This is a genomic window from Mesorhizobium sp. WSM4849 (genome assembly GCF_055811385.1).
Map to the genome: position 1 here is coordinate 70893 of NZ_JBVVPW010000029.1, position 23079 is coordinate 93971.

At 62.1% G+C, this 23079-nt stretch carries 22 protein-coding genes and 1 pseudogene; 13 read left to right on the forward strand and 10 right to left on the reverse strand.

The annotated features are described in order from the left end of the window. Positions 1 to 78 precede the first annotated feature (78 nt). Positions 79 to 3042: an Rne/Rng family ribonuclease gene (locus AC0L3L_RS27355; protein ID WP_473528210.1), complete on the forward strand. Its 2964-nt coding sequence runs from the start codon at positions 79 to 81 to the stop codon at positions 3040 to 3042. A 114-nt stretch (positions 3043 to 3156) separates the two neighbouring features. On the opposite strand, the gene AC0L3L_RS27360 is transcribed toward AC0L3L_RS27355, so the two are convergent. Both AC0L3L_RS27360 and AC0L3L_RS27365 read right to left on the reverse strand, forming a co-directional pair. Then, positions 3157 to 4086: a glutaminase gene (locus AC0L3L_RS27360; RefSeq protein ID WP_165848789.1), complete on the reverse strand. Its 930-nt coding sequence runs from the start codon at positions 4084 to 4086 to the stop codon at positions 3157 to 3159. Between the two features lie 5 nt (positions 4087 to 4091). Beyond that, entirely contained in the window at positions 4092 to 5240 is a 1149-nt protein-coding gene (locus tag AC0L3L_RS27365; protein WP_473528211.1) for a pyridoxal phosphate-dependent aminotransferase, read from the reverse strand. 180 nt (positions 5241 to 5420) lie between these two features. Here AC0L3L_RS27365 and AC0L3L_RS27370 point away from each other — a divergent pair, with 180 nt between their 5' ends. The 6 genes from AC0L3L_RS27370 (at position 5421) to aat (ending at position 10850) form a co-directional block, all read left to right on the forward strand. After that, positions 5421 to 6815: a M48 family metalloprotease gene (locus AC0L3L_RS27370; protein WP_123151037.1), complete on the forward strand. Its 1395-nt coding sequence runs from the start codon at positions 5421 to 5423 to the stop codon at positions 6813 to 6815. A gap of 87 nt (positions 6816 to 6902) precedes the next feature. Continuing rightward, a complete protein-coding gene (locus AC0L3L_RS27375; RefSeq protein WP_473640071.1) occupies positions 6903 to 7706 on the forward strand; it encodes a DsbA family protein in 804 nt (267 codons plus the stop codon). A 214-nt stretch (positions 7707 to 7920) separates the two neighbouring features. Continuing rightward, a complete protein-coding gene (aroQ, locus tag AC0L3L_RS27380) occupies positions 7921 to 8355 on the forward strand; it encodes a type II 3-dehydroquinate dehydratase (protein WP_473640073.1) in 435 nt (144 codons plus the stop codon). 26 nt (positions 8356 to 8381) lie between these two features. Beyond that, entirely contained in the window at positions 8382 to 8840 is a 459-nt protein-coding gene (gene accB / locus AC0L3L_RS27385; protein WP_029353815.1) for an acetyl-CoA carboxylase biotin carboxyl carrier protein, read from the forward strand. A 19-nt stretch (positions 8841 to 8859) separates the two neighbouring features. After that, complete coding sequence (gene accC / locus AC0L3L_RS27390) at positions 8860 to 10203, forward strand: acetyl-CoA carboxylase biotin carboxylase subunit (RefSeq protein WP_473488678.1); 1344 nt, start codon at positions 8860 to 8862, stop codon at positions 10201 to 10203. 29 nt (positions 10204 to 10232) lie between these two features. Continuing rightward, positions 10233 to 10850, forward strand: a complete 618-nt coding sequence (aat, locus tag AC0L3L_RS27395; protein ID WP_095492025.1) for a leucyl/phenylalanyl-tRNA--protein transferase — start codon at positions 10233 to 10235, stop codon at positions 10848 to 10850. Between the two features lie 63 nt (positions 10851 to 10913). Here the strand turns inward: aat and AC0L3L_RS27400 are convergent. The 3 genes and pseudogenes from AC0L3L_RS27400 to AC0L3L_RS27410 all read right to left on the reverse strand — a co-directional run bounded on the left by AC0L3L_RS27400 (position 10914) and on the right by AC0L3L_RS27410 (position 12522). Beyond that, positions 10914 to 11230 (reverse strand): annotated as a pseudogene (locus AC0L3L_RS27400) (hypothetical protein). Positions 11231 to 11333: 103 nt separating this feature from the next. Beyond that, positions 11334 to 11813 (reverse strand): DUF2155 domain-containing protein, encoded by a 480-nt coding sequence (locus AC0L3L_RS27405; RefSeq protein WP_473640094.1) that lies wholly within the window; start codon positions 11811 to 11813, stop codon positions 11334 to 11336. A gap of 310 nt (positions 11814 to 12123) precedes the next feature. Then, positions 12124 to 12522 carry an NADH:ubiquinone oxidoreductase subunit NDUFA12 gene (locus tag AC0L3L_RS27410; protein ID WP_473528215.1) on the reverse strand — a complete coding sequence of 133 codons (399 nt, stop codon included), beginning with the start codon at positions 12520 to 12522 and terminating at the stop codon, positions 12124 to 12126. A 260-nt stretch (positions 12523 to 12782) separates the two neighbouring features. Here AC0L3L_RS27410 and panB point away from each other — a divergent pair, with 260 nt between their 5' ends. Then, the gene (panB, locus tag AC0L3L_RS27415) at positions 12783 to 13625 is read left to right on the forward strand and encodes a 3-methyl-2-oxobutanoate hydroxymethyltransferase (RefSeq protein ID WP_473640075.1); all 843 of its coding nucleotides are present in this window, start codon (positions 12783 to 12785) and stop codon (positions 13623 to 13625) included. Positions 13626 to 13655: 30 nt separating this feature from the next. Further along, entirely contained in the window at positions 13656 to 14507 is an 852-nt protein-coding gene (gene panC, locus AC0L3L_RS27420; RefSeq protein ID WP_473640076.1) for a pantoate--beta-alanine ligase, read from the forward strand. A gap of 5 nt (positions 14508 to 14512) precedes the next feature. Here the strand turns inward: panC and AC0L3L_RS27425 are convergent, their stop codons facing one another. Then, a complete protein-coding gene (locus AC0L3L_RS27425; protein ID WP_473640078.1) occupies positions 14513 to 14965 on the reverse strand; it encodes a phasin in 453 nt (150 codons plus the stop codon). A gap of 369 nt (positions 14966 to 15334) precedes the next feature. Between AC0L3L_RS27425 and AC0L3L_RS27430 the strand changes: the two genes are divergently transcribed. Then, positions 15335 to 16735 carry an ArnT family glycosyltransferase gene (locus AC0L3L_RS27430; protein ID WP_473640079.1) on the forward strand — a complete coding sequence of 467 codons (1401 nt, stop codon included), beginning with the start codon at positions 15335 to 15337 and terminating at the stop codon, positions 16733 to 16735. A 67-nt stretch (positions 16736 to 16802) separates the two neighbouring features. On the opposite strand, the gene AC0L3L_RS27435 is transcribed toward AC0L3L_RS27430, so the two are convergent. The 4 genes from AC0L3L_RS27435 to AC0L3L_RS27450 form a co-directional block, all read right to left on the reverse strand. Further along, positions 16803 to 17291, reverse strand: a complete 489-nt coding sequence (locus AC0L3L_RS27435; RefSeq protein WP_473488706.1) for a GNAT family N-acetyltransferase — start codon at positions 17289 to 17291, stop codon at positions 16803 to 16805. A 4-nt stretch (positions 17292 to 17295) separates the two neighbouring features. Then, positions 17296 to 18795: an Asp-tRNA(Asn)/Glu-tRNA(Gln) amidotransferase subunit GatB gene (gene gatB / locus AC0L3L_RS27440; RefSeq protein ID WP_473640081.1), complete on the reverse strand. Its 1500-nt coding sequence runs from the start codon at positions 18793 to 18795 to the stop codon at positions 17296 to 17298. A gap of 167 nt (positions 18796 to 18962) precedes the next feature. Further along, positions 18963 to 19394, reverse strand: a complete 432-nt coding sequence (locus tag AC0L3L_RS27445) for a CBS domain-containing protein (protein ID WP_473640083.1) — start codon at positions 19392 to 19394, stop codon at positions 18963 to 18965. 203 nt (positions 19395 to 19597) lie between these two features. Further along, positions 19598 to 20356: a rhomboid family intramembrane serine protease gene (locus tag AC0L3L_RS27450; protein ID WP_473640085.1), complete on the reverse strand. Its 759-nt coding sequence runs from the start codon at positions 20354 to 20356 to the stop codon at positions 19598 to 19600. Between the two features lie 422 nt (positions 20357 to 20778). Between AC0L3L_RS27450 and AC0L3L_RS27455 the strand changes: the two genes are divergently transcribed. The 3 genes from AC0L3L_RS27455 to AC0L3L_RS27465 all read left to right on the forward strand — a co-directional run bounded on the left by AC0L3L_RS27455 (position 20779) and on the right by AC0L3L_RS27465 (position 23030). Beyond that, positions 20779 to 21417, forward strand: a complete 639-nt coding sequence (locus AC0L3L_RS27455) for a PAS domain-containing protein (protein WP_473640087.1) — start codon at positions 20779 to 20781, stop codon at positions 21415 to 21417. Positions 21418 to 21534: 117 nt separating this feature from the next. Beyond that, a complete protein-coding gene (locus AC0L3L_RS27460) occupies positions 21535 to 22152 on the forward strand; it encodes a PilZ domain-containing protein (RefSeq protein WP_473488669.1) in 618 nt (205 codons plus the stop codon). A gap of 269 nt (positions 22153 to 22421) precedes the next feature. Beyond that, positions 22422 to 23030, forward strand: coding sequence for a transglutaminase-like cysteine peptidase (locus tag AC0L3L_RS27465; protein ID WP_473640089.1), 609 nt, complete (start codon positions 22422 to 22424; stop codon positions 23028 to 23030). Positions 23031 to 23079 lie beyond the last annotated feature (49 nt).

The following is a 23079-nucleotide window of genomic DNA, read 5'->3' on the forward strand; positions in this document are numbered from 1 at the left end:
CCCATGTTCATCCACACTCACAGCGGCGGGCTTTGCCCCGCAAGCTGCGGCTGACGGCTGCCGGGGGGAAACGAAATAATGCCCAACAAGATGCTGATAGACGCCTCCCACCCGGAGGAAACACGTGTTGTCGTCGTTCGCGGTAACCGTATTGAAGAATTCGACTTTGAATCCCAGGACAAAAAGCAGCTCAAAGGAAATATCTACCTCGCCCGCGTAACGCGCGTCGAACCCTCGCTTCAGGCAGCCTTTGTCGAATATGGCGGCAACCGTCACGGTTTCCTCGCCTTCAGTGAAATTCATCCCGACTACTACCAGATTCCGGTCGCCGACCGTCAGGCGCTGCTGCGCGCGGAAGCGCAGGAGGCTGAAGACGAGGACGATGAGGACGGCGAAGGCGACGACCGCCAGAGCCGCGATCGCGGGCGGCGCGGACGCCGGCGCGGCGGCAAGAGCCGCGACCGAGGCGAGCACAAGCGTGATGCAGGTGCGGCCGATTCGGACGATTCTGTCGATTCCAATGACAGCGGTTCCAATGAGCGCGGCGAACACGGCAAGGATGCGGTCGCGGAGCACGTCGCTGCCGTTTCCGAAAATATCGACACGCCGTCCGATACTTCGGAACATGGCGAGGATGTCGCCGGTCATGTTGACGCGAGTCATGATGAGACGAGCCATGATGAGACGAGCCATGATGAGACTGGGCCTTCCGAAGGCGGACCCAATTCCATCGCCGCCGGCATTGAAGCGGATGTGATTTCCGAAGCCGTGGCGCAGCCGGACTCGGCCGGCGAAGCCACGTCCACCGACAATGATCGCGGCATGCTGGAAGAGGTGCAGTCCTCGCATCTGGACGACCATGAGGTCGAATCGGTCGGCGCCGAGGATGCGCTGGAAGAAGCGCGCAACCGCCGCAAGCCGGTGCGCCGCCAGTACAAGATCCAGGAAGTGATCAAGCGCCGGCAGATCCTCCTGGTGCAGGTCGTGAAGGAAGAGCGCGGCAACAAGGGCGCGGCGCTCACCACCTACCTGTCGCTTGCCGGCCGCTATTCGGTGCTGATGCCGAACACGGCGCGTGGCGGCGGCATCTCGCGCAAGATCACCAACGCGCAGGACCGCAAGCGGCTGAAGGAGGTCGTCGCCGATCTCGAAGTGCCGCAGGGCATGGGCGTCATCCTGCGCACAGCCGGCGAAAGCCGCACCAAGGCCGAGATCAAGCGCGACTACGAATATCTGATGCGGCTTTGGGAAAACGTCCGCAATCTGACGCTGCAGTCCACGGCCCCTGCCCTGGTCTACGAGGAAGGCAGCCTGATCAAGCGCTCGGTGCGCGATCTCTACAACAAGGACATCGACGAGATCCTGGTTTCCGGCGAAGAGGGCTATCGCGAGGCCAAGGACTTCATGCGCATGCTGATGCCGAGCCACGCCAAGGTCGTGCAGCCGTTCCGCGACACGACGCCGATCTTCGTGCGTAATGGCATCGAGGCGCAGCTCGACCGCATGCTGCAGCCGCAGGTGACCCTAAAGAGCGGTGGCTACATCATCATCAACCAGACCGAAGCGCTGGTCGCCATCGACGTCAATTCGGGCCGCTCCACCAAGGAGCACTCGATCGAGGACACGGCGCTTCACACCAATCTGGAAGCGGCCGAGGAAGTCGCACGGCAGCTGAGGCTGCGCGATCTTGCCGGCCTGATCGTCATCGACTTCATCGACATGGAGGAGAACCGCAACAACCGCTCCGTCGAAAAGCGGCTGAAGGATCACCTCAAGAACGATCGCGCCCGCATCCAGGTCGGCCGCATCTCGCATTTCGGCCTGATGGAGATGTCGCGCCAGCGCATCCGAGCCAGCGTGCTGGAATCGACGATGAAGCCTTGCCCGCATTGCGGCGGCACCGGCCATGTGCGGTCCGATTCGTCTGTCGCGCTGATGGTGGTGCGGGCGATCGAGGAATTTCTGCTCAAGGATTCGCGCAGCCACATCACGGTACGGACGCCGGCGGCGACCGCGCTCTATGTGCTCAACCACAAGCGCGGCACGCTGGTGGAGCTCGAAAGCCGCTTCGGCCTGACCATCACCGTCGAAGCCGACGACACGGTCGGCGCCCAGCATTATGCGATCTTCCGCGGCGCGCTGGCTGAAAAGCCTGAAGGCTTCGTCGAGGTGCGCACCTTGCCCGCCTATGTCGAGCCGGAAGAGGCCGCCGACGAAATCGTCATCGAGGAGGAGGAAGACGAGGCCGTTGCACCGACGGAGCAACCGCGCCAAGCCCAGCAGCCGCAACAGCCAAGGCCAAGCGAGGATGGCGAAGGCCGCGACCGCAAGCGCCGCAAGCGCCGCAGACGGCGCGGCGGCAAGGATCGCGACCGCGAGCATGGCGCCCCAATGGAAGGCGCGTCCCTCCCGGCCACTGCCGAAGGCGTATCCGGGGCCTTAGGCGATGAAGGCGTCGAAGCAGACCACGAAGACCAGGTCGGCGTCACTGAGGCGGTGGAAGCGTCGGATGAAGGTCAAGTAGTGGATGAAGGTCAGGGCAAGAAGCGCCGGCGCGGCAAGCGTGGCGGCAAGCGCAATCGCCGTGAAGACGGCGAAGGCGAGGTCGATGCAGGCACTGCCGAGTCGGCTGACAGGCCCGAAGCCGAAGTCTTGGAGGGCGTAGCCGTCTCCAGCGAGCCGGTAGCAGCAACGCCGGTCGAAGAGCCTGTGGACCTTGCTCCGGCCAATGACGACATGCCGAGCGCCGAAAAGCCGAAGAAGCCGCGCCGCGCCGCCAAGCCGAAGAAGGCTGCGGCGGACGTCGTCGCCGAGACGCCGGCAGCCGAGCCGGAAACCTCTGCCGAGGCTCCCGCACCTGTTCCGGAGGAAACAGTCATGACCACCGTCGACGAAAAACCGAAGGTCCGCCCATCGCGACGCAAGCCTGTACCGGTAGATGCTCCGGTTGAGCCGATCGTGTCTTCGACTGTTGCCGAAGAGGAAAAGACCGAGGAAAAGCCGAAGCGTGCCGGCTGGTGGCAGCGGAAAGGCTTTTTCTAAGCTTTTCGGTAGTTTAGCCTGATCTTTTGACCAAAAGAATCCCGCGCTGTCCTGTCGACAGCGCGGGAATTTTCTTGTCTGAAGCGTCACAATCTCTATGGCGCCCCCAAATCTTTATGGCGCGAAGACCGACCAGTTCATCATCTTCGCCAGCCTTTCCAGCGCAATCGACCCAAGCCTGGAATTGCCGTTGGCGTTGAGGCCGGGCGACCAGACGGCGAGCGAAGCCACGCCCGGCACGATCGCCAAAATGCCGCCGCCAACGCCGCTCTTGCCGGGGATGCCGACGCGAAAGGCGAAATCGCCGGAGCCGTCATAATGACCGCAGGTCAGCATCATCGCGCCAATGCGGCGGGCGCGCTCGGCCGAAACAACGGAATGGCCGGTCGCCGGGTTCTTGCCGCCATTGGCAAGGAAGCGGCCGGCCAAAGCCAGTTGCCGGCAGCTCATGGCGATGGCGCAATGATGGAAATAGACGCCCAGCGCCAGGTCCGGTGCGTGGTTGAGATTGCCGAAGGATTTCATGTAGTTGGCAAGCGCCAAGTTGCGAAAACCGGTGGCCCGTTCCGAAGCCGCGACCTCGCGGTCGATGATGATGGTCTCGTCGTCGGCCAGGAACTGGATGAAGCGCAGGATCTCGCCGATCGCCTCGCGCGGCTGGTGGCCGGCGAGCAGAATGTCGGAAATGACGATGGCGCCGGCATTGATGAACGGATTGCGCGGAATGCCGTTCTCATGCTCGAGCTGGACGATCGAGTTGAACGGGTTGCCCGAAGGCTCGCGCCCGACACGCTGCCACAACGCGTCGCCGACATTGCCGAGCGCCAATGTCAGCGTAAACACCTTCGAAATGCTCTGGATCGAAAACGGCTCATCGGCGTCGCCCGCCATCAGCACGCGACCGTCATTGGTCACGGCGGCGATACCGAACTTTTTCGGATCGACCTTGCCGAGCTGCGGAATGTAGGTCGCGACTTCACCGCGATCCGTGCGCTCCGCCATTTCGGCGGCAATTTCGGTCAAAGCCTGTTCGAGTTCCGGCATTCGCGCTACTTCAGCCAGCGTTCGAGGCGCATCATCGCCTCGACCATCTCATCGTGGCTGCCGGCGTAGGAAAAGCGCATGGTTCGATGGCCTTGAAGCGGATCGAAATCGCGGCCGGGCGTCGCCGCCACATGCGCCTCGGCCAGCATCTTGCGCGCGAAGGCCATACTGTCGTTGGTGTGCCTGGTGACATCGCAGAAGGCGTAGAACGCCCCGTCCATCGGTGCCGCCAGCGCAAAGCCGAGTTCGGGCAGGCGTGTCATCAAAAGTTCGCGATTCCAGGCGTAGCGCGCCTTCACCGCCTCCAATTCCCCGGTCGCCTTGAATGCCTCGATCGCGGCGATCTGGGACAGTTCCGGCGGTGAGATGTAGAGACTCTGGGCGATGCGCTCGACCGGCCGCACCAATGCTTCCGGCAGCACCATCCAGCCGATACGCCAACCGGTCATGCAGTAATATTTCGAGAAGGAATTGATCACCGTCACGTCCTGGCCGTAGGCAAGCGCCGTCGTGTCCGGCGCAGCGTAAGCCAGCCGGTGATAGATCTCGTCGGAGATCACGGCGATGCCGAGCTCTTGCGCCGTCGTCACCAGCGCCGACAGCTCGTCGGCGGGGATAATTGCCCCGGTCGGATTGGCCGGGCTGGCAAACAACACACCCTTCAGCTTCTTTTCGCGATGCGCGGCCTTCAGATGTTCGGCGTGGAGATAGGCATCACCGTGGAGCTCGATCTCGACGATCTCGATGCCGAGCGCTGCCATGATGTTGCGATAGGCCGGATAGCCGGGTGCGGCGATGGCGACACAATCGCCTGGATCGAACATCGCCAGAAAGGCCAGGTTGAAGGCGGCCGACGATCCGGTGGTGACGGCGATCCGGCCGGGTGAAACGGCATGCCCGTAGTGGTCGGCATAGTGCTGCGCGATCGCCTCGCGCAGGCCGGAAAGACCCAATGCGTCGGTGTAGCCGATGCGCCCCATCTTCAATGCGTTCGTCGCCGCTTGCCTGACCCCGGCCGGCGCCGGGTCGGACGGCTGGCCAACGGCCATGGAAACAACCGGCACGCCCTTTGCCTTCAGCCGATTCGCTTCCGCCAGAATATCCATGGCGTGGAACGGCTCGACTTCGCCACGACGCGAAAGCGATACAACCATTTGACCTCATTCCTGGGCGGCCCTTGGGTCGGCCCTTTGGTCGGCACTTGTCGGCTGCCGGCGCCGAGCTTTGGCGTCCCGCGCCGCACAAATGCCCGATTGATGTGAGGATCACAAGTTCGGTAAAGTTTCAGTGCCGACTTTTCATCCTTCGCCCGCTCGTCTACCAGTGGACCTGCCATGTTTAGCCGACCCAAATCGACGATAGCCAGGGCAGCGCGCGCCTTCGCGACGCTTTCGCTTGCCGCGACGGTCGCTGTGACCGGCACCATCAGCGCCTTAGCGCAAAACGTGCCGGTGGTGCGCGATGCCGAGATCGAGGCGCTGGTACGCGATTATGCGCGGCCGATCTTCCGGGCCGCGGGCCTGCCGGAAGACGGCGTCGACATCGTGCTGGTCAACGACCAGAGTTTCAACGCCTTCGTTGCCGGGTCCCGTCTGTTCATCAACACCGGCGCCCTGATGTCGGCGGAGACGCCCAACGAGATCATCGGCGTCATCGCACACGAAGCCGGCCACATTGCCGGTGGGCACCAGCAAAAATTGCGCAACCAGCTCGAACGCGCCAAGACGATGGCCATCATCGCGACGCTGCTTGGCGCCGGCGCCATCGTCGCCGGCGCCACCACCAAAAGCCGGGGCCTCGCCGGCGCCGGCATGGGGGTCGCGGCTGGCGGCGGCGAGATGGCGCAGCGCAGTATCCTCGCCTATCAGCGCACCGAAGAGATGACCGCCGACCGCTCGGCGATAACCTATCTCAATGCCACCGGTCAGTCCGGCCTGGGCATGCTGAAGACCTTCGGCCGCTTTCAGAGCGCGCTCTCGCTGTCAGGGGCGCAGGTCGATCCCTACCGGATCAGCCATCCGCTGCCGCGGGAACGCATCGCCAATCTCGAAGTCCTGGTCAAGCAGAGCCCCTATGTCGACAAGGTCGATACGCCGGCACTGCAGCAGCGGCACGACATGATGCGCATCAAGATCGCCGCCTATATGGGAGGCAAGGCCGCCGCATCGCGGCTGATGCGCAAGAACCCGGCCAGCCTCGCCTCGCAATATGGCGACGCGCAGACGAGCTACCTTTTCGGCGATCTGGCGGGGGCGCTCGCCAAGACCAACGCGCTGATCAAGGCACAGCCGAAAAACCCCTATTTCCAGGAATTGCGTGGCGACATCCTGATGAAGGCGAACAGACCGAAGGCTGCCGCCGAAGCCTATGCCAAGGCGGTCAGCCTCGATCCGGCGCGATCCGGGTTGCTGTCGGTCTCCTACGGCCAGGCGCTGATGGCCATCGGCACGCCCGAATCCCTGGAGAAAGCGGTGGTGCAGATCAACAAGGGCCTCGGGCGCGACCGGGAAAACGCCGTCGGTTACCGCCATCTGGCGCAGGCCTATGGCGAGCTCGGCAACATTCCGGCCGCCGATCTTGCAACCGCCGAAGGCCATTTCTATTCCGGCGCCTACAAGGATGCCAAGATCTTCGCAATGCGCGCGCAGATGAAAATGAAGCGCGGCGAGCCGGGCTGGATCCGCGCGCAGGACATCATAAACTACGCACCATCAGGCAAGAAAAAGTGAACCTTCCGGCCGTGCGCGGCGACATGTAGTCGGACCAATCGAGGTCAGACCAATCGGGCCGGAAACCAGGCAAGAGGATTAGGGACGATGAACAAGGCAATTCTGCTGGGCACCACGGGAGTGGCGGTCGCTCTCGCCATGCTGGGTTTCGGGTTCGTGACCGGAAGTCCGCAGACGGCAAAGGCCGATGCCGTGCAGATCGCCCAGGCGGCGCCCGCCGACACCAAAATAGACCGGACCGAAGTCGAAGGCATCATCCGCGACTATCTCCTGAAGAACCCCGAAGTGCTGCTGGAGGCTCAGGAAGCGCTCGAGGCCAAGCAGAAGGAGGCGCAGCGCATCGCCAGTCTCGCCATCATCAAAGATGCCAAGGACCAGATCTTCAACTCGGCCTTCGACGGCGTCGTCGGCAATCCGAACGGCAAGGTCACCATCGTCGAGTTCTACGATTACAATTGCGGCTACTGCAAACGCGCGATGGAGGACATGAAGACGCTGACGACAGCCGATCCGGACCTGCGCTTCGTGCTCAAGGAGTTCCCGATCCTCGGCCCGGATTCGCAGAAGGCGAGCGTCGTCTCGATGGCCTTCCACCTGATGATGCCGGAGAAATACGGCGAGTTCCACAACGCGCTGCTCGGCGCCCAGGGACGCGCCACCGAAGCAGCGGCCATCAAGGTAGCGCTTTCGCTCGGCGCCGACGAAGCGACGCTGCGCGAGAAGATGAAGGACCCGTCAATCGCCGAGGCCCTCTCCAAGACCTATGACATTGCCAACAAGCTGGCCATAACCGGAACGCCCTCCTATGTGGTCGGCAACGAGGTGGTGTTCGGGGCGCTCGGCCAGCAAGTGCTGGCGGAGAAGATCGAGGCGGCCAAGGCCGCACTCTGATCGGTTTCGGCGCAACCCATTTTCCGCCTGTTGTGGACAGCGAAAGAACCGACTTGCGCTCTTTTCGCAGGCGCCTAAGCCCATTATAGAGGTCCGGCGCGCCGACTGATGCCGGCGCTGATGTGGTGGATTTGAATCCGAAATTCGTTCAAAGCGCTGCTTCAAGATATTGCGAATTTCGGATTCAAAACCACACTGGAAAAAGGTCGGCATTTTGAAAACGGTTTTCGTCCTGAACGGTCCCAACCTCAACGCGCTCGGCAAGCGCGAGCCGGGCATCTATGGCGGCAAGACGCTTGCCGCGATCGCCGAAGATTGCAAGCAGGCAGGTGCGGCGCTTGGGCTCGAGATCGATTTCCGTCAGTCGAACCATGAGGGCGACCTCGTCGACTGGATACAGGAAGCCGCCGACAAGGCTGTCGGCATCGTCATCAATCCGGGCGCCTACAGCCACACCTCGATCGCCATTCACGACGCCATCCGCTCAGTCGCGCCATTGCCCGTCGCCGAAGTTCATCTTTCCAACATCCATGCGCGGGAATCATTCCGCCACATCTCAATGGTCTCGCCGGTCGCCGTCGGCGTGATCTGCGGGTTCGGGCCGCTCGGCTACACACTGGCGCTGCAGGCGCTGGCCGCACGCCTATGACTGGCCAACAAACAGAAGGCTCGAAAATGTCGATTAAGAAGAATGGTGTTGACCAGCAGCTTATCCGCGATCTGGCGGGCATACTGAACGACACCAACCTCACCGAGATCGAGGTCGAGCTGGGTGACTTGAAGGTGCGCGTGTCGCGACAGGCGCCGGCCGTCCATGCGGTCGCCGCACCGCAGCCCGCCTACGCGCCGCCGGCAGCGCAGCCGGCGGCCGCAGCCGCCCCGGCAGCGGCCGACGTGTCCAAGAATGCAGTCGCCTCGCCCATGGTCGGCACCGCCTACCTGGCGCCGTCGCCCGACGCCAAGGCGTTCATCGAGGTCGGCCAGCAGGTCAAGGAAGGCCAGACGCTGCTGATCATCGAGGCGATGAAGACGATGAACCAGATCCCCTCGCCCCGTGCCGGCACGGTGACGGCGATCCTGTTCGAGGATGCGCAGCCGGTCGAATACGGCATGCCGCTCGTCGTGATCGAGTAGAGCCGGGAACAGCCGAAAAATGTTCCAGAAAATCCTCATCGCCAATCGCGGCGAAATCGCTTTGAGAGTGCTGCGCGCCTGCAAGGAGCTCGGCATCCAGACGGTAGTGGTGCATTCGACAGCCGACGCCGACGCCATGCATGTGCGGCTCGCCGACGAGAGCGTCTGCATCGGGCCGCCGCCGTCGCGCGACAGCTATCTCAACATCCACCAGATCGTCGCGGCCTGCGAGATCACCGGCGCCGACGCGGTGCATCCGGGCTACGGCTTCCTGTCGGAGAATGCCAAATTCGCCGATATCCTCGCCGCGCACAACATCACCTTCATCGGCCCGACCGGCGATCACATCCGCATCATGGGCGACAAGATCGAGGCCAAGCGCACCGCAAAGCGTCTTGGCATTCCGGTGGTGCCCGGCTCCGACGGCGCGGTCACCGAGGAAAAGGAAGCCAAACGCATCGCCGCCGAGATCGGCTACCCCGTGATCATCAAGGCGTCGGCCGGTGGCGGCGGACGCGGCATGAAGGTGGCGCGCAGCGAAGTGGATCTTGAAGTCGCACTGCAGACGGCGCGTTCGGAAGCCGGTGCTGCCTTCGGCGACGACGCCGTATACATCGAGAAATACCTTCAAAAGCCACGCCACATCGAGGTGCAGGTATTCGGTGACGGTGCCGGCCACGGCGTGCATTTCGGCGAGCGCGACTGCTCGCTGCAGCGCCGTCACCAGAAAGTCTGGGAAGAAGCGCCCTCGCCGGCCCTCAATGCCGAGGAGCGCGCGCATATCGGCGGCGTCTGCGCCAGGGCGATCGCCGATCTTGGCTATTCCGGCGCCGGCACTATCGAATTCCTCTACGAGAACGGCGAATTCTACTTCATCGAGATGAACACGCGCCTGCAGGTCGAGCATCCGGTGACGGAGGCGATCACCGGCATCGACCTCGTGCACGAGCAGATCCGCGTCGCCTCGGGCGCTGGGCTTTCGGTGCGCCAGGAAGACATCCGCTTCCAGGGCCACGCCATCGAATGCCGCATCAATGCCGAGGATGCGCGCACCTTCACCCCCTCGCCCGGCACGATCACCCACTTCCACACGCCGGGCGGCCTCGGCATCCGTGTCGATTCCGGCGTCTATTCCGGCTACAAGATCCCGCCCTACTACGACAGCCTGATCGGCAAGCTGATCGTGCACGGCCGCAACCGTGTCGAATGCATGATGCGGCTGCGGCGGGCACTCGACGAATTCGTCGTCGACGGCATCAATACGACGCTGCCGCTGTTTCGCGATCTCGTCGGCAATGCCGATATCGCCAATGGCGAGTATGACATCCACTGGCTGGAAAAATATCTGGCCAAAGAGGATTAGGTCGTGAACTTATAGAATATAATGATGCGATGACCCGTCCCTACGCGCCAGGCTATCGCATCCCGACCGACCTGTTGCTCAAGGCCTACGCCTCGGGTGTCTTCCCGATGGCCGAAAGCGCCACCGATCCCGAAGTGTTCTGGGTACGGCCGGAGACGCGCGGCATCATCCCGCTCGATGGTTTTCACACGCCCAAAAGCCTGAGGAAGGCGATCCGGAAAAACCTGTTCGACATCCGTTTCGATTTCGACTTCGAGGCGACGATCGATGGCTGCGCCGAGAGGCGCGAGGAACGCCGGTCGACCTGGATCAATGCGCCGATCCGCGAGGCCTATGTCGAACTCCATAGGATGAGCCATTGCCATTCGGTCGAAGCCTGGCGTGAGGGTCGGCTGGTTGGCGGCCTCTACGGCGTGTCGCTCGGCCGGGTGTTCTTCGGCGAAAGCATGTTCGCCAGGGAAACGGACGCGTCGAAGGTCTGCCTGGTGCATCTGGTCGAACGCCTGAAGGAACGGCGCTTTGCGCTGCTCGACACCCAGTTCACCACCGAGCACCTCAAACGCTTCGGCGCGGTCGACGTGCCAAGGGGCAAGTATGAAAAGATGCTGGCTGACGCGCTGAAGGGCGAAGCGGTCTTTTTCCCGTGATCTGCGCCAGGGTCAGTGTTTTGCGGCAGGCTCAAGAGGCGTCTGCGCGTGGAACATCATCTTTCAGCCATTGACGCGATGGACATAGCCGGTGCTGACCAGCGCCGCATAGGGCTCGCCATTCTCGCGCGTGGCATGGGCCTCATAGGTCAGCATGACAATGTCGTTGCCCGGCTCGATGATGCCCTTGAGGTCGATGTCGAGATCGCGCCAGCGGTTCGGGTCCGTCGCGGTTCCGGCCAGGTCGGCGTTGCTCATCGTTTGCGCCATCTGTGGGAAGGCCACCAGCATTCGGTGTCGGCATTGGCTTTGAAATAGGCAGCGTCGCCGGTCCAGAACCCTCTTTCGAGATCGAGGAGTTCGTTCTTGTTGGCCATCATGGGGACATCTCCGTAATGCCAGCCATGACCAACGCACGGAGAATAAGGCGGTTCCGGAAGGCTCAGCATGTGATCCCGAACAGGTGATTCCGCATCTGGCGCCCTAATTGGATTTAGCAGCGTCGGGTGCCGGCACCTCCGACTTCTGTTTGCAGCCCTTCAGCCAGACGTCGTAGACGGCGTGCTCGACGGCGTTGAGGCCGGGGCTTTCGGCAAACATCCAGCCGGTGAAGATACGGCGGATCTTGCGATCCAGCGTGATCTCGTCGACCTCGACGAAGGAATCGGTCTTCGGCTCTTCGGTTTGCGGCTGCGAATAGCAGATGCGCGGCGTCACCTGCAAAGCACCGAACTGCACCGTCTCGTCGATATAGACATCGAAGGTGATGATGCGGCCGGTGATCTTGTCGATGCCGGCGAATTCGGCGACGGGATTGGTGATGCGTTCCGGTGCCGCCGGTGCCGCCGGAGCCACTGTCGCATCCGGTTCCCCTGTCGAATCCGGTTCCACTGTCGCATCCGGCTCCGCTGGCGCCTCCGGTGCCGCTTGCGCCCCCGGATCCTCTGGCGGCTCCATCTCCATCGGCGCCCCCGGTTCCACTGGCGGCTCCAATTCCATCGGCGCCCCCGGTTCCATTGGCGGCTCCAGCCCCATCGGTGCCCCCGGTTCCACTGGCGCCTCCAGCGTCTGTGCGGCGGCGATGGCGCAGGCGACAAAAGCGGCGGCGGCCGTCAGTCCGCCCATCGAGATTCGGCTGAAAATGCTCATGCAGGGTCCGGTGGTTTGCGCCCGGGGTGATTCTGTCGCGCCCAAGGCTAGTCGCTGCTGTCAGATCGGCAAGCAGCTAAACGCCAATTGTGGCGATAAAGGACCGATCCGTCTCGACGAGCGGTTACGTCCCCGGCGTCCAGGCGTCGTAGTCGCCCGTCACCTGCGGGCGATGCTGATTGGTGAGCACGGAGCCTTTGGGGCGATAGGCGGCGGCACTTCCGGTAAGGTTCGGCTGATGCGGCTTCTGCCAGTCGCGTGGCTTGTAGTTGTCGCTCGGCGGCGGCGTATCGACGCGGTGATGCATCCAGCCATGCCAGCCGGGCGGAATCATCGAGGCTTCCGAATAGTCGCGATAGATGACCCAGCGGCGGGTGCGGCCTTCCGAATCGACACCACCTTCGTAGTAGACGTTGCCAGCCTCGTCCTGCCCGACTTTCTTGCCATGCCGCCAGGTGTGGAAGCGCGTGCCCAGCGTCTGGCTGTTCCACCAGGTGAAAAACTGCAGAAGGAACGTCTTCATCCAAGTCCTCGTGGCAAGTCCTAGTGGCAAGTCCTCGCGGCGGCAGCGGCGGCGCCTGTTTCCTGCTTATGGCGTCAGGCCATCGCTAAGGCAAGGGTTTTGCCGCAAGCGTCACGCAAATCGCGGTCGGAAAACCGATGCAAACCTGGCAAGCCTTTCGCCTCTGTCGAGGCATGCCTTGCCAAGGCTGCCTGGTCTTTCTAAAGCTCTGCGCGTCCCATGCAGGTACCCAGCCTGATTGACGGTTGAGGGAGGTAAAGATGGCCCCGGATGCATCCGACCCTGAACTGCGGATCAGTGCCGGCGCCATTCGCCTGCGCAAGGGCGGCGTGCCGGTCGTCTGCCTCACCGCCTATACCTACCCCGTCGCTCGCCTGCTCGACGGCCATGTCGACCTGCTTCTGGTCGGCGACAGCGTCGCCATGGTTCTCCATGGCCACAAGACCACGCTGGGCGCCTCGCTAGAGATGATGATCGCCCATGGACAAGCGGTGATACGAGGTTCGGCCAGGGCCTGCGTGGTGGTCGACATGCCGGCCGGAAGCTATGAGGCAACGCCGCGCCAAGCCGTTGCCTCGGCGCGACGGATCGTCGGCGAAACCGGCTGCCAGGCGATCAAGCTGGAGGGCGGCGTCACAGTTGCCCGACAGATCGCGGCGATCGTCGCTGCCGGCATTCCGGTCATGGGACATATCGGCTTGCAGCCGCAATCGGTGGAAAGCGACGGCGGCTACAGGATCAAGGGCCGGACCGAGGAGAATGTGGCGGCGCTTTATCGCGACGCCGAAGCGGTCGAAAAGGCTGGCGCGTTTTCTGTGGTCATCGAAGGCACCGTCGAGACCGTCGCTGCCGACCTCACCCGGCATATTTCCATTCCAACCATCGGCATCGGCGCCAGCGGCGACTGCGACGGCCAGATCCTGGTCATCGACGACATGGTCGGTCTGACCGTCGACCGGGTGCCGAAATTCGTCAAGCAATATGCCGACCTGCGCAGCGTCATATCGCAGGCGGCGGCCAGCTATGCAGCGGAGGTGCGAAGCCGGACGTTCCCCGGCCCGGCCCATGTCTTTTCAACCGCAGCCGACAACGACAAAGAATGAGTGGGGACAAAGAATGAGCCGGGACAAAGCATGAGCCGGCCTCTCGTCATCGACAGTGTCGCCGCTCTTCGCGCGCAAATCCGAGACTGGCGTTGCGATGGTCTCAGCGTTGCCATGGTGCCTACTATGGGTGCGCTGCATGACGGCCATATCTCGCTGGTCAGGATCGCGCTGGAAAAGGCCGAACGCTGCGTTGTTTCGATCTTCGTCAACCCGACGCAGTTCGCGCCGAGTGAAGACCTCGACAAATATCCGCGACAGCTCGCCCGCGACCTCGACCGGCTGGCCGAGGCCGGCGCACAGCTCGCCTTCATCCCTGATGTCGCGGAGATGTACCCGGCCGGCTTCGCCACCAGGATCTCCGTCGGCGGGCCGGCCACCGGGCTGGAATCCGATTTCCGGCCGACCTTCTTCGACGGCGTCGCGACGGTCGTGGCAAAGCTCTTCCTGCAGACGTTGCCCGATTATGCGGTCTTCGGTGAAAAGGACTACCAGCAGCTTTGCGTCGTCAGGCAGCTCTGCCGCGACCTCGATCTGCCGGTGGAAATCTTCGGCGCACCAACGGTACGCGACGCACATGGCCTCGCCATGTCGTCACGCAATGCCTATCTGAGCGAAGCCGAGCTCGGGGTGGCGCGCCAGCTCAACGCCATATTGCGCCGGACGGCAGCGGCACTAGCGGCAGGCGCGGATGAAGGCAGCGCGATCGCCGAGGCCGGCCGCGCGCTCGTCAAGGCTGGCTTCGACAAAGTCGACTATGTCGCGGCGCGCGAGAGCCTGGCGCTCGCGCCGTGGCTGCGAAACCGTGACGGACGCCTGCTCGCAGCCGCCTGGCTGGGCAAAACCCGGCTCATCGACAATGTGGAAGTTCCCTCCGCCTAGGCCAATCAGGCGACCTTGAGATCCTTTATCGCCTTCTCGTAGACATCTTTGATCGGCTTGGATACGTCTTCGGCGGCTTTCGTCGCCGCCGCCTGAAACTCCTTGCTCTGCTCGACGGTCTTTTCCACCTGCTTGCGCAAGAAGTCAGTCTGCAGTTCGATGAACTCGGAGGGCGATTTCACGGCTACCAGGGCTTCGAGGTGAGCAAAGCTGGCCTCAGCATTTGCGCGCAGCGCGGCGATCGTCTTCAGCGACAGCTCATTGCTGGCGGTCTTGGCTGTTTCGAAGGACGACTCAAGAGCCTTCTGGGTCGCCTCGGCGCTGGTCGCCAATTTCGACAAGGCTTCTTTCGACTGCTCGACGCCCTTTTCGGCGACAGCGAGGATCTGATCGGTTGCCTCGGTCGGGACTTCTGCGTTCTCGGTGATTTCAGCAGTTTTATCGGCGGTCTTGGTCATAGTTTCCATCCTTTGCGGTGGGCGGCCTTTTAGAAAAGCCGCCTCGTTCATTCAGGAGCCTGACGTTACGGCATCTGCAGTGCATTGCAATATTTTTGTGCGTCGCACCATGCCTTTTTTTGCCTCAGCGTTAGCCACTGCCGAATTCTTACCTGCGGCGTGTTTTGCGGACTTCCCGTAATTCCCGTAATTCTAGTTCAGGCAATCCGCATATTTTTCCGACCTTTGTGGACGACATCTTTAGAATCCAAGCTACCAGGCCGGCTCCGCTACAATTCGGCCAAAATCATGGTGCGGTCCTGCGCGCTCCAGGAGCGCAGCATCGATGCTCGGCTGGAATGAGAACGATTCCTGGCGCGGATCCCAATCTTGATACCGGCACATGTCGAGCGGCTGCTCCCCTATCTGTTCCTGCTTGCGTTGATCTGCATCGCGGTCGCTTTCCGGCCGCTCCTGCCTGTGGATGAAACGCGATATCTCAGCGTCACCTGGGAGATGTATCAGAGCGGACAGATCTTCGTTCCGACGATGAATTTCGCGCCCTATCTGCAAAAGCCGCCGCTGCTGTTCTGGCTTATCGATCTGGCCTGGGACATTTTCGGCGCAAGCCGGGCTGCCGCGATGCTCGTCATCTTCGTCGCATCGTCGCTCGTCATCTGGCTGACGACGCGTCTGGCAAAAACCCTCTTTCCCGGACGCGACGACATCGTAAGCCGTGTCCCCTGGCTCGTCGCCGGAAGCACCATCTTCGTCATTTATTCGACGCTGATCCTGTTCGACATGCTGCTGACGGTCTTCGTGCTCGCTGCACTTTTGTCGTTGCTTGCCTTTGCCAGGAGCGGCAACCATTGGCACGCCGTGCTGGCGGGCGTGTTCATCGGACTGGGTATTTTGACGAAAGGTCCGGTGGTGCTCATCCATGTCGGCGCTCCCATCCTGCTCTATCCGTTCTGGCGCGATCGGCAGGGCGGGCTGGCGACGCCGAAATTCTTCGCCGGGGCGGGCTTGGCAATTCTCGCCGCATTGATCCCGGTGGCGATCTGGCTGGTGCCTGCGACCATCCTGACGAAAGGCGATTTCGTCTACGATCTCGTCTGGAACCAGTCGGCAGGGCGTGTCACCGGCAACCTGCACAACTCCCACGGCCGGCCGTTCTATTTCTATGTCGTGCTGCTGCCGCTTTTGTTCATCCCGTGGATTTTCGTGCCGCATGTCTGGCGGTTGCACCTGCCGGCGCGGATACGCGGCTTGATACAAACACGGTCAAGAGATCTTTCGGAACTGCGTCTGCTGACGATGTCGTTCGTGGCCGTCGTGCTGGTTTTCAGCGCTATATCCGGCAAACAGCCACATTACCTCGTTCCGGAGTTGCCTCTGGCGACGATCGTGTTCGGGTATTTCATGGCCGAGGTGCCGCCCGCCAGGATCAAGGCCGCCGCCTTTTGCATGCTTGCCATGTTCGGCATCGGACATGCAATCGCGTCCGCTACGGCCTTCAAACTTTACGATCTCACGCCGCTGGCGAATTTCATCGACGAACGGAAGGACGCGGCCTGGGCTGTCGACTTCGACTATCAGGACGAAGTCGGCTTCCTTGCCCGGTTGCAGAAGCCGTTCGAAAGCACTGACAATCCCGAGGGATGGCTGCGCTCCCATACGGGCGGCTATGTCATCGACAAATCTTTCAAAGACCCTGAGACGTCGGGGCAAGTCGCTTTTCGCCTTCACGTCGAACGAGGCTATCTTGTCGTCCTCAAGGGACAACATTGAGGGCGCCGCAACCGACCGGCGCAGCCCGTAAAACGCAACCGACCGCGACATATCCGGGCAGGCAAATCTAGCCGATCGTCTTCTCGAAAATCAGCGCCGGCAGCCCTGAACCACCGCCGCAGTCGGCGGTGTTGCCGGCCGGCAAAAACCCTTTCGAGCGGTAGAAGGCGACGGCCTGAGCGTTTGCCTCTTCAACTTCGACACGCAGCGTCCGCGCCTCCGGAAAGCTGGCTTCGACCTCTTCCAGCAACGCCTGGCCGATCCCCTGCCTCTGGCAGGCCGGATGCACGTAGAGCTGGTTCAGCATGACGATCTTCGCATCGGTGGTGGCTGCGGCGAAAGTCATGCCGCCGATGCGCTTGCCGTCGTCTGCGACCAGGAATTCGGAATTCGGCCGTGTCAGCCGCGCCTTGAGCGAGGCGATCGAATGCCATTCATCAGTGATCTCGGTGACTTTGGCAGCACCATAAATACCATCGTAGGTTGCGTGCCAGGTTTCGACCAGCAGCGCGCGGACCGCGGCAAGATCGCGCTCGCCAGCGGTGCGAACGAACATCATCCTAGTTGATCCCGAGCTTGGCCTTGACGAGGTCGTTAACCGCTTGCGGGTTGGCCTTGCCGCCTGTCGCCTTCATCACCTGGCCGACGAACCAGCCGGCCATGCTCGGCTTGGCGCGCGCCTGCTCGACCTTGTCCGGATTGGCTGATATCACCTCATCGACCGCCGTTTCGATGGCGCCGGTGTCGGTGACCTGCTTCATGCCACGGCTTTCGACCAGTTGGCGCGGATCGCCGCCCTCGTTCCAGACAATCTCGAACAGATCCTTGGCGATCTTGCCGGAGATGGTGCCCTCCTTGATCAGGTCGATGACCGCGCCGAGCTGATCGGGCGAAACCGGAGCATTTTCAATACCCTTCCCGGCTCTGTTCAACGCACCCAGCAGATCGTTGATGACCCAATTGGCGGCGAGCTTGCCGTCGCGACCAGCGGCCACCTTCTCGAAATAGTCGGCGACCGCCTTTTCCGACACCAGGATCGAAGCGTCGTATGTCGACAGGCCGAGCGAGGAGATCAGCCGCGCCTTCTTGGCGTCGGGCAGTTCAGGCAGATCCTTTGCCAGCGCATCGACATAGGCCTGGTCGAATTCCAGCGGCAGAAGATCGGGATCCGGGAAATAGCGGTAGTCGTGCGCTTCTTCCTTGGAACGCATCGAGCGCGTCTCGCCCTTGTTGGGGTCGAACAGCCGCGTTTCCTGGTCGATCTTGCCGCCGTCCTCGAGGATGGCGATCTGGCGGCGCGCCTCGTAGTCGATGGCCTGGCCGATGAAGCGGATCGAGTTGACGTTCTTGATCTCGCAGCGCGTGCCGAATTCGCCGCCGGGCCGGCGCACCGAGACGTTGACGTCGGCGCGCAGCGAGCCTTCGTCCATATTGCCGTCGCAAGTGCCGAGATAGCGCACGATGGTGCGCAGCTTGGTGACATAGGCCTTGGCCTCGTCGGCGGAGCGCATGTCGGGCTTGGAGACGATCTCCATCAGCGCCACGCCGGAGCGGTTGAGGTCGACATAGGACATGGTCGCATGCTGGTCGTGCATCGACTTGCCGGCATCTTGCTCCAGGTGCAGGCGCTCGATGCCGACCTCGATATCCTCGAACTCGCCCTGCCGGTCCGGGCCGACGGAGACGATCACCTTGCCCTCGCCGACGATCGGCTGCTTGAACTGCGAGATCTGGTAGCCCTGCGGCAGGTCGGGATAAAAATAATTTTTCCGGTCGAAGACCGACTTGTGGTTGATCTCGGCCTTCAGTCCGAGGCCGGTGCGGATCGCCTGCTTGACGCATTCCTCGTTGATGACCGGCAGCATGCCCGGCATCGCCGCATCGACGAGGCTGACATTGGCGTTTGGCGGCGCGCCGAAAGCCGTCGAGGCGCCGGAGAACAGCTTTGCTTGCGAGGTCACCTGCGCGTGCACCTCGAGGCCGATGATGATCTCCCAGTCGCCGGTGGCGCCTGATATCAGGCGTTTGGCGTCGGGCGTGCGGGTGTCGATGAGGGTCATGGTGGCCTGCGAGTTATCGGTGACGGAATTCAATTCTCAACGTGAATTCCGTCACGTCGGACGTGAAAGTCACTCGCTAGTGCAAACCACAAAAAGAGACAAGCGCAAAGCCAAAGCTGGCGCTTCACATCGAATCCAGCCGGCCGGCCGGCTGAAGAAACAAGGCATCACGCCGTCGCGATGTAGGCCCTGATCTCCGCGGCCTCGCGCTCGATATCCTCGATGCGCCGCTTGACCACGTCGCCTATCGATACGATGCCGTCGAGCAGGCCGTCCTTTTCCACCGGCAGATGGCGGAAACGGCCACTGGTCATGATCTCCATGACCTCGTTGACGGTGTGGTTCTCATTGCAGATCTTCACCTTGGGCGTCATTGCCGAGCGCACCGCGATATCCAGTGCGGCGGCTCCTTCCCTGGCGAGGACCCGCACGACGTCGCGCTCGGAAAGAATGCCGACGATTTTGTGATCGCCATTGGTGATGACCAGCGCACCGATCCTGTGTTCGGCCAGGATGCGAATGGCCTCGCTCAGCTTTTCGTTCGGCCCGAGCGTCAACACGTCGTGGCCCTTCTGCTCGAGAATTGCCTTAACAGTCATGGCGTCCTCCTCGGTTTTACTTGCCGGTTTCCTGCCCTGACCGGCTTTCCTTCTGCGCATGACCCCGAAAATCGGCCTCGATTTTCGGAAGGATCATGCGCAAATCAAAGTTCTACTGCGTCCTTTGCGCGTCCAAAAAGGACGCGCGGCGCTGAAGTGAACATCGTGCGCCGCGATCGATTGCTTTTCAAGTGCGGCGAGGCTTAGACCATAAACTCATCCACCTGCTGCCGCCGATCGAAAGCGCGCAGGCCGAAGAAGCCGGCGACGAAACCGCCGATATGAGCCTCCCAGGCGATCTGGCTGTCGATGTCGGGCGCGAAGGCAACGAGGCCGGTGGCGAGATTGATCACCATCCAGATGGCAAGAAAAGTCACAACACCGCGCGAGCGGAACACCGCCGCCATCGGCAGCGGCGCGCCGGCGAAGGCGGCTTTGCCGGACGAGCGGTCGGTGCGGAAGCCAAAGCGGGCGGCGGCCCCCATCATGCCGGAAATCGCCCCCGATGCGCCGACCAGCGGCGCCTGGCCGAGCGGATGCACGGCCCAGAACAGCACCACCGCCGCCAGCCCCGTCGCCGCGAAGAACAGGCTGAAACGAAGCGCGCCGAAGCGGTTCGCCAGCGGCGAGCCGAAAGCCGCCAGCCACACCATGTTGACGGCAAGATGAGCAAAGCCGCCATGCAGGAAGGCATAGGTGAAGGGGCTCGAAAACGCGTAGAAATCGAGGTCGAAGCGACCGGAATAGCGGATCGGAATGAAGGCGGCCCGGATCAGCAGGGAGAAATCCTGATCCTCGGTGAGCCAGTAGAGCCGGATCAGGTGAACGACGACGCAGATGCCGATCAGCGCCAGCACAACAGGCGGCATGTTGAATACCGGCTCGCGGCGCGGCTCCGGCCCGCGGCCGACAGGTCCGCCCTTGCCCTGTTCGATTTCCGATGGGCTTGCTGGTTCGCTCATATGGCTCGCACTCAGTCGCTGGATTCGACTTCGCGAGCATGTAGATCACGGTCACCAGATTCACAAAGGGGCGAATCGCCCCACGCAAGTCAAAACTGGGGCGAATCAAAATTGGCGCGAATCAAAAAGAAGCCGTCCAAGGTTGCCCTTGAACGGCTGGTCGAGCCCCCGTGCTCCCCCAAACTCTTGACTGAACTGCTGCCGATCGCTGCAAAACGACCGCTTCTGGAGTGGTTTTAGCGTGCCACGGGGGTGGGCGGGGCGCAACGTAAACCACTTGTTAACCTTAACGACCCCGACCCGTGAACAAGTGTTAACGATGCTGGCACGCATCCTGCTCCGCAACGCATGTAGGTCCTCGGAGGGCGCCCTTCTGTTCACCGATGGGACATCAGACGACAGATTGCGCGGAGCAGCAAAGCATGGACCAGAACGGATCGATCACGCTGTTCCATTATTGGAACCGGCTGCGTGACGGGCGCCCTGCCCCGAAGCGTTCGGAAGTCGAGCCAGCCGACATCAAGTCGCTGCTGGCCGACACCTTCATCCTGGAAAAGGATACGCGCGGCGAAGCGGTATTCCGGCTCGCCGGTACCAGGCTTTGCGCGGTCTATGGCCGTGAGCTCAAGGGGTTTTCCTTTCCCTCGCTATGGCGCGAGAAGGATCAGCGGCTTGTCTCAAAACTGATCCACGGCGTCTTCGATCAGAAATCCGTAGTGCTCATCACCTATGAAGGTTTTAGCCGCACCGACCGCTCCAGCAAGTTCGAGCTGCTCGCCCTGCCGCTCGACGGCGGCGTCGAAAATCCGCGTTGCCTCGGTGTGATAAGCGCTGCTGAAAAACCCTTCTGGCTGGGCGCGGATCCGATCGCCGACGCCCTGATCGATTCAATCCGTGTCGTCGATCCGGAGAAGGAACCGAAATTCCCCAGGAGCCGGCCGGCCATCGACGTTCCTTCGCTTGTCCCGTCGGAACTCGATCCGCCCCAGACGATTTCGGCGCTCGGCCAGGCGCGCCGCATCCGCCATCTGGTCGTGTTCGACGGCGGGCGCGAGGAATAGTCCAAAACGCTAAAGTAGCGGGGTCAGGCTTTCCCCTTTGTTAACCTGCTTTGCTGTAGCTTTCCGACGAAGTTCCTCGCATCAACGCGCGGAATGCCAAACGGGGTGTAGGCAGTCATGAGGTCAGCGGCGGTCGACACCGCGCCGTCCCGAGCTGAAAGGCGTAACTTTCAGCGCGTCCGCGTGAAGATCTACGGACGCTTCATGCTGGAGGATCGCACCGAACATCCGTGCCAGGTGGTCGACATGTCGCCGGGCAATGTAGCGCTTCGCACCGAGCGCATCGGCATGCCGGGCGAGAAAGTCATCGCCTATATCGATCACATCGGCCGCATCGAGGGCGTCGTCACCCGCATTTTGCAGGACGGTTTCGCGATGACGGTCATCGCGTCGGAACGCAAGAAGGACAAGCTTGCCGCGCAATTGACCTGGCTTGCCAACAAGCACGAGCTCGATCTGCCGGAGGACCGTCGTCACGAACGCGTGGCGCCGCGCAATCCGAACAGCGTGCTTCAGCTCAGTGACGGGCGCCAGTACCAGTGCCGCATCATCGATCTGTCGCTTTCGGGCGCCGCGGTCGAGATCGATGTCAAGCCGGCGATCGGCATCCAGATCATGCTCGGCACCATGCGCGGCCAGGTGGTGCGCCATTTCGAGGACGGCGTCGCCATCGAGTTCGCGGTCATCCAGCGGCCCGAAACACTCGATTCCGAATTCAACGCATCCGGCACCTGACAAACAGCGCACATTGCCGCAATCGACCGGCCCATTTCGGCCGGTTTTTTTGTTGACCCGCGCCGGCCGTCGCGGGCTGCCAACCGATGCCGCGCCAAGGCACCGCGTCGCGCCGATGTGACTCCCGCGAAACCGCCTCAACAATTTTATACTGAAACGATTCAAATTTTATGTTTATTCTATAGGAGTTTTACTTAATGTCTACTTCGGACCTTTGCGTCGAATAAATCCAACCGTGTCATTGTCTCCTCAAACGGGGAGACTGGACGATGAAGAAGACGAGGGGCAAGCTGTTGCTCTTGGCAATGGCGATGCAGCTTACCGCCTGGGGAACAGCGTATGCAGCGGGACCTGCCTTCATGCACACCGGCAGCCGCACCACACAGCCGGTCGGCCATTACGAGTTCTGCCAGAAGATTCCGCAGGAATGCAATCAGCGGACGCCGAAGCAGGCGCCGGTCGAGCTGACCCGCAAGCTGTGGGCGAAGATCGTGAGCATCAACAATTCCATCAACAGCAGGATCGCGCCACGCACCGATATGGAACTGTCGGGCAAGGAAGAAGTCTGGTCCTATCCCAACAACGGCTTCGGCGACTGCGAGGACTATGCGCTGGAAAAGCGCCGCGCGTTGATGAACATCGGCGTTCCGGCCGGTGACCTGCTGATGACGGTTGCGCGCCAGCCGAACGGAGACGGCCACGCGGTGCTGACCGTGCGCACCAGCCTCGGAGAGTTCATCCTCGACAATCTCGAAACCAGGGTGCTGTCCTGGACCGCCACCGAGTACACCTACCTGAAACGCCAATCGAGCCAGAATTCGGGCGTTTGGGTAACGATCAACGACGGCCGCTCCGAAGCGGTCGCCAGCGTCCGCTAAGGACGCGACGCAAAAACCCGGTCGAGTCCCCACCCTCCCCGTCCCCAAC